This window comes from Serratia sp. CY33525 (assembly GCF_052169115.1).
GTDB lineage: Bacteria > Pseudomonadota > Gammaproteobacteria > Enterobacterales > Enterobacteriaceae > Serratia > Serratia sarumanii.
This window is the reverse complement of the sequence record NZ_JBJNLK010000017.1, coordinates 64,403-70,853: the sequence shown is the minus strand read 5'-3', so window position 1 is coordinate 70,853 and position 6,451 is coordinate 64,403. Positions and strand designations below refer to the sequence as shown.

At 56.5% G+C, this 6,451-nt stretch carries 2 protein-coding genes and 3 pseudogenes; all 5 read left to right on the top strand.

Translation table 11 applies throughout. The features are described 5' to 3' along the window. Positions 1 to 113: 113 nt before the first annotated feature. A pseudogene (locus ACJ8IM_RS24465) lies at positions 114 to 2,795 on the top strand (hemagglutinin repeat-containing protein); the annotation flags it as partial. A gap of 653 nt (positions 2,796 to 3,448) precedes the next feature. Next, on the top strand, positions 3,449 to 3,802 hold the full coding sequence (locus ACJ8IM_RS24460) for an immunity 8 family protein (protein ID WP_072008382.1): 354 nt from the start codon (positions 3,449 to 3,451) through the stop codon (positions 3,800 to 3,802). A 3-nt stretch (positions 3,803 to 3,805) separates the two neighbouring features. Then, a pseudogene (locus tag ACJ8IM_RS24455) lies at positions 3,806 to 5,353 on the top strand (VENN motif pre-toxin domain-containing protein); the annotation flags it as partial. Then, the gene (locus ACJ8IM_RS24450) at positions 5,338 to 5,829 is read left to right on the top strand and encodes an immunity 42 family protein (protein ID WP_229601681.1); all 492 of its coding nucleotides are present in this window, start codon (positions 5,338 to 5,340) and stop codon (positions 5,827 to 5,829) included. The pseudogene ACJ8IM_RS24455 and the gene ACJ8IM_RS24450, both read left to right, overlap by 16 nt. Positions 5,830 to 5,970: 141 nt before the next feature. Next, a pseudogene (locus ACJ8IM_RS24445) lies at positions 5,971 to 6,363 on the top strand (hemagglutinin repeat-containing protein); the annotation flags it as partial. Positions 6,364 to 6,451: the final 88 nt, after the last annotated feature.

Sequence of the window (6,451 nt, the reverse complement as noted above, 5' to 3'; positions counted from 1 at the left end):
AGCGATACGCTGTCTAAAGCGATATATCTCCCGCGAAGTTTACACGTTACTGCGCAATCAAAACAGGCGGATCAACAGTATCCCGATAACAGCTTGACTCTTAGAAGGGCGTCCAGGGCGCCATCGCCCTGCAGGCGAAGCAGGATGTGACCCTCAATACCGCCACCGAACGCGAGTCGGCCCTCAGTGAAGAGCGGTCACAGAAAAAAGGTTTCCTGAAAAAAAGCAGCAGCCACAGCGTGGCGCATGACGCCACCACACGCGAGAAAGGCAGCCTGCTCAGCGGCAACAGCGTCAGCGTCAGCGCCGGCAACGATCTGACGGTCACCGGCTCGGCCATTGCCGCCGACCAGGACGTGAACCTGCAGGCAGGCCGTAACGTCGACATCGGCGCGGCCACCGAGACCGACACGCATTACCGGCTGGAAGAGAAGAAAAAAAGCGGCCTGCTGGGCAGCGGTGGCATCGGCTTCACCATTGGCAAACAGTCGAGCAAACACGAAATCGACGAGAAAGCCACCACCCAGAGCCAAAGCGTCAGCACCGTTGGCAGCAGCCAGGGCAGCGTCAACGTCACGGCGGGCAACCAACTGCACATCGGCGGCGCCGATCTGGTGGCGGCCAAGGATCTGGCTCTTACCGGCGACAGCGTGACTATCGATCCCGGCGTTGATGCGCGCACGCGTAAAGAGACCTACGAGCAGAAGCAGAGCGGCCTAAGCGTGGCGCTGTCGGGCACCGTGGGCGGCGCGCTCAACACCGCCGTCAGCTCGGCGCAGCAGGCGCGAAAAGAAGGCGATGGGCGCCTGAACGCGCTGCAAAACACCAAGGCGGCGCTGTCCGGCGTGCAGGCTGCACAAGCCTGGGAGCGGGACAATGCGCTGACCGCCTCGGCGGAGGCGAAAAACGCCGCTGCCGGCTTGCAGCCGGGAGACGAAGGTGCGGCGCAGGGCGCCACCAATACGGTGGGTATCAGCGCCTCCTACGGCAGCCAATCGTCGAAGAGCGAAACCCGCACCGACAGCCGCCAGTCGCAGGGCAGCACGCTTACCGCCGGGCAAAACCTGTCGATAACGGCGAGCGGCAAGAACCACAGCGCACAAAGTGGCGATATCGCCATCACCGGCAGCCAGCTGAAAGCGGGCAAAGACCTGTCGCTCGATGCGGTGCGGGACATTACCCTGCAGTCGGCGCAGAACAGCGAAAGCACCGTCGGCAAAAACAGCAGCAAAGGCGGCAACGTCGGTGTCGGCATCGGCGCAGGCTCTGGCGGTTATGGCATCAGCGTCTCGGCCGGCGTCAATGCCGGCAAGGGGCATGAGAACGGCAACGGCCTGACGCATGCCGAAACCACCCTGGATGCCGGCAGTAATCTCAAGGTGACCAGCGGCCGCGACACCCGGCTTACCGGCGCGCAGGCCAGCGGAGAAAAAGTCACCGTCGACGTGGGCCGTAACCTGACGCTGCAAAGCCAACAAGACAGCGACCGCTATGACGCCAGGCAGACCCAGATGAGCGGCGGGATCAGCGTGCCGATCGGCGCCGGCAGCGGCTCGGCGAATTTTAGCGCCAGTAAGGACAAACTGCACAGCAACTTCGACTCGGTGAAAGAGCAGACCGGGCTGTTTGCCGGCCAAGGCGGGTATGACGTCAAGGTCAAAGAACACACCCAGCTCGACGGCGCTGTGATTGCAAGCCAAGCTGACAAGGAGAAAAACCGCCTCGATACCGGCACTTTGGGCTGGACGGACATCCACAACCAGGCGGACTACAGCGCAACGCACAGCGGCGGCAGCCTCAGCACCGGTGGGCCGGTGGGCAAAGACCTGTTGACCAATATGGCCGGCGGTATGCTGTCGGGCGCCAACCACAGCGGGCACGCCGAGGGCACGACAAAGGCCGGGGTTAGCGAAGGTACGCTGATAGTTCGCGACACCGGCAAACAGCAGCAGGATGTGGCGCAGCTGAACCGGGATACCGAGCATGCCAACGCCGGCAGCATCAGCCCGATATTCAACAAGGAGAAGGAGCAAAACCGGCTCAAGCAGGCGCAGTTGATTGGGGAGATTGGCGGCCAGGCGATGGACGTCATCCGCACGCAGGGCGATATCGCCGGGCTGAAGGCGCAGAAAGACCCGGCGGCGCTGTCACAGGCCAGGGAGCAGCTTGAGAAGAGCGGCAAACCAACGAACGATGCGGCGGTGATGCAGCGGGCGTACGACAACGCGATGCGGCAATACGGCACCGGCAGCGACCTGCAGAAGGCGGCGCAGGCGGTGACGGGGGCGCTGACGGCACTGGCGGGCAATAACCTGGCGGGCGCGCTGGCGAGCGGTGCCTCGCCGTATCTGGCGACGGAAATCAAGAAACTGACCACCAATCCGCTGACCGGTGAAGTCGACGTTGCTGCCAACACAATGGCGCATGCAGTGCTGGGCGCGGTGACGGCGCAGTTGAACAACCAGTCGGCCGCGGCAGGGGGACTGGGCGCGGGGGGCGGTGAACTGGCGGCGCGCTACATTGCCGGGCAGCTGTTCCCGGGCAAGACGGCGCAGCAGCTGAGCGAAAGCGAGAAACAGCAGGTGAGCGCGCTGAGCCAGCTGGCCGCAGGGCTTGCAGGCGGGCTGGCGACGGGGGATACTGCGGGAGCGGTGACCGGCGGGCAGGCCGGGAAGAATGCGGTAGAGAATAACGCGCTGAGTGATCTTGTTGACGCTGTATCTCAGGGTAAGACACCTCAGCAGGTAGCCGAAGAACGTGTCGACGCAGAGAACGAACGTTATAAGCAGCAAAACTGTGCCGGAATGAGCGCGGAAGCGTGCTCGGTGAAGATGTATACTGAGCGCCGGGAAGAACTGAAAGATATCCTGTCGACAGGTGCAGATTTTGTGCCGGTGGTTGGGGATATCAAGAGTTTTGCGGAAGCGCAGAGTGCTTTGGATTATCTGGTTGCGGCGATAGGGATTATACCGGGTGCGGGTGATGCCGCGGGCAAAGCGATCAAGGCGGCAGAGACAGCGCTGAAGAAAGGGGATGTTGCTGAAGCGTCTAAGCAGCTAAATAAAGCTAGTAGTGAAATATCAGCACATAATGCTGCCACTTACCCAAAATTGAAAGAAGAGTTAAAACAGCAAAACCTGAATAATATTGCCAAGCAAGATCCTCGTTTGGCAGCGGTAGTTAAAGGTGACAATGGAAAGCTTAACTACGGTATTGGCTCAGGCAGCAAAGAAGAAGCCGATCGCTTGGGTAAAATTTGGGTGGGTGATGGAGCTAGACCACTCAGTGATGGAAAAGGCTTGATAAGTGCCGACGGCACTCGTGTTTATCGCTATCCCGCCTCGAAGCCGAATACACCGCAAGAACTAAGCCCAACAGGTGTTCAAGCTAACTTTGAAACATTAAAAGATGGTCAAAAAACAGGCAATGCGCACATGGTGATAACTCAATGAAAGGTGAGCTTAAATCTTTAGGTGTTTACTCAGCAGAATTCACTCCAGAAACTTATCAACCTGATGAGATTGATTGTTTTGGATTATGGGTCAACTTATGTATCGGTCCTGAAAATGAGGTCGGAGGGCATGATTATCAAGTGTTAATTTGCACTCCTGAATGGCTTTGTAAGAATCGCTGGGTGCCTGAGCTGATACGTCATACTCTGTTGGTTCGAAAGTACGATTTGGATGAGATCACCAAAACCATCACGGATTATATTGACCAGTGTGAAGGTAGTGACTGGATGGAGATTGCTCAGAAACTCTCTCGTGTTTTTGCTTGGGAATATGAGGATTACCAACCATAAGCAAAATCCGATGTTAGTGAGGGAGCGCTGATAGTTCGCGACACTGACAAACAGCAACAGGATGTGGCGCAGCTGAACCGGGATACCGAGCATGCCAACGCCGGCAGCATCAGCCCGATATTCAACAAGGAGAAGGAGCAAAACCGGCTCAAACAGGCGCAGCTTATCGGCGAGATTGGCGGCCAGGCGATGGACGTCATCCGCACGCAGGGGGATATCGCCGGGCTGAAGGCACAGAAAGACCCGGCGGCGCTGGCGCAGGCCAGGGAACAGCTTGAGAAGAGCGGCAAACCGACGAACGATGCGGCGGTGATGCAGCGGGCATACGACAACGCGATGCGGCAATACGGCACCGGCAGCGACCTGCAGAAGGCGGCGCAGGCGGTAACGGGGGCGCTGACGGCACTGGCGGGCAATAACCTGGCGGGCGCGCTGGCGAGCGGCGCCTCGCCGTATCTGGCGACGGAAATCAAGAAGCGGGTCGGTGAAGACAACATGGCCGCCAATGCGATGGCGCATGCAGTGCTGGGCGCGGTGACCGCGCAGTTGAATAACCAGTCGGCCGCAGCAGGGGGACTGGGTGCAGGTGGTGGCGAACTGGCGGCGCGCTACATTGCCGGCCAGCTGTTCCCGGGCAAGACGGCGCAGCAGCTGAGCGAAAGCGAGAAGCAGCAGGTGAGCGCACTAAGCCAGCTGGCCGCAGGGCTTGCAGGCGGGCTGGCGACGGGCGATACTGCGGGAGCGGTGACCGGCGGGCAGGCCGGGAAGAATGCGGTGGAGAATAACTATCTGAGCAGTAAGCAGATAGATGCTTGGTCGGCAGAAATGAAATCCTGCCAGGCTGGCGGTGGTGACTGTACTGGGATCATTAAAAAGTACGAAGAACTGAGTACCGCCCAGCAGCAACAGCTAATCAGCGATTGTGCAAGCAGCCCAACAACCTGTCAGAAGAAGTACGGTGAGGTCCTGGCGGACAGTCTGGCAGTGAAGCAGGCTATAGATCGTGCCTTGGGTGAAGATATCCCGATCAAGGTGGTCTATGATCTGACGGCGACCTGGGCGCACCAGATGGATGCCGACGGGGTTATTGCCAGCAATAAAGTGTCAGAGCAGATCATGGCAAAATACGGCCTTGATCAGGCTCAGGCCGATATTATTGCGGGCGTGGCGTTAAGTGCGCTGGGCGGGGTAAGTAAGGCTGGTAAAGGTAGCGCTATCCCTGTGCCTGAACCAGTGAAAACGAGCAATGGGTTTGTTTATCAGTCAAACTCTAAGCATACCCTTGGAGGGGTAGGCAATAGACCTAATGCCGGAATTGAGCCTAAAAATTCACTGTTTCTTTTTGAAAATTCAGTGCCGTTGACAATAAAAGGTAAAGAGCATAAGGCTCGTTACACAATAGACAGTAATGGTGATATACACAGATTTTCTCCTGATAATACAGGAGGTTTTCACTGGTCAGGTAGTACGGCGGATCCAAAAAATAAACTTGAATTACCGAATGACGTTAGGGCTGCTTTAAGAAAACAGGAAGGGTGGAAAATAAAATGATTGTTGGAAATGCTTTGGAAATAGGTATTCAGCTAGAGTATGTGCTTGAATTGACTTCCCCAAGCGGTCTTTTCAATTTTATTGTTGGCGATACCTTAATTCCTGGGAAAGGGACGGTTACGGATCTTTATGTTGTTATATCTTCATTAAAAGATAGTCTGAATAGTCAATTAGGTGATGGGGTAAGGGATATTGGAAATATCTCTTTGGCTGACTTGGATTTCTCTGATGGTGCACCAGAGAATGTGATCTGGCTTGATGTTTGTGAACTGTCGGACTATGGGTGCGTGTTCTGGTTGGGTTTTGATGGTGATTTTGAACGATTTTTTTACTCGACTGATTTCGAAAAAACAATCCAAGAAAAAACCTTTCCAAGAGGGACTGTTGAAATGTTAATTAATAGTTTGCCAGATGCTCATAATCTTAGAATCAATAGAGTTAATGACCAAACAATAATAACGGAGGTTATTGTTTGATTTTTTATAAGTCATGATTAAACGGTAGGGATTGCTTCTACGCCCTGAACTATCATTACTGTAACTAAATAAAATCGGGTACAGCGGGGGGCTGAACTTGTTGTATGTCGGTGATTTCGGCTTCGATAAGCCAATGGCGCGCAGCTGAACCGGGATACCGAGCATGCCAACGACGGCAGCATCAGCCCGATATTCAACAAGGAGAAGGAGCAAAACCGGCTCAAGCAGGCGCAGCTTATCGGCGAGATTGGCGGCCAGGTGATGGACGTGATTCGCACGCAGGGCGATATCGCCGGGCTGAAGGCGCAGGCCAGGGAGCAGCTTGAGAAGAGCGGTAAACCGACGAACGATGCGGCGGTGATGCAGCGGGCGTACGACAACGCGATGCGGCAATACGGCACCGGCAGCGACCTGCAGAAGGCGGCGCAGGCGGTGACGGGGGCGCTGACGGCACTGGCGGGCAATAACCTGGCGGGCGGCGCCTCGCCGTACCTGGCGACGGAAATCAAGAAGCGGGTCGGTGAAGACAATATTCCTAGGGGCGACATCTTCAGACAAACTGTCGTCCGTTAACGGCCCAACCCCTTAAGCAGTGCGCTGCTCAAGAGGCCGGCCGTTTCTC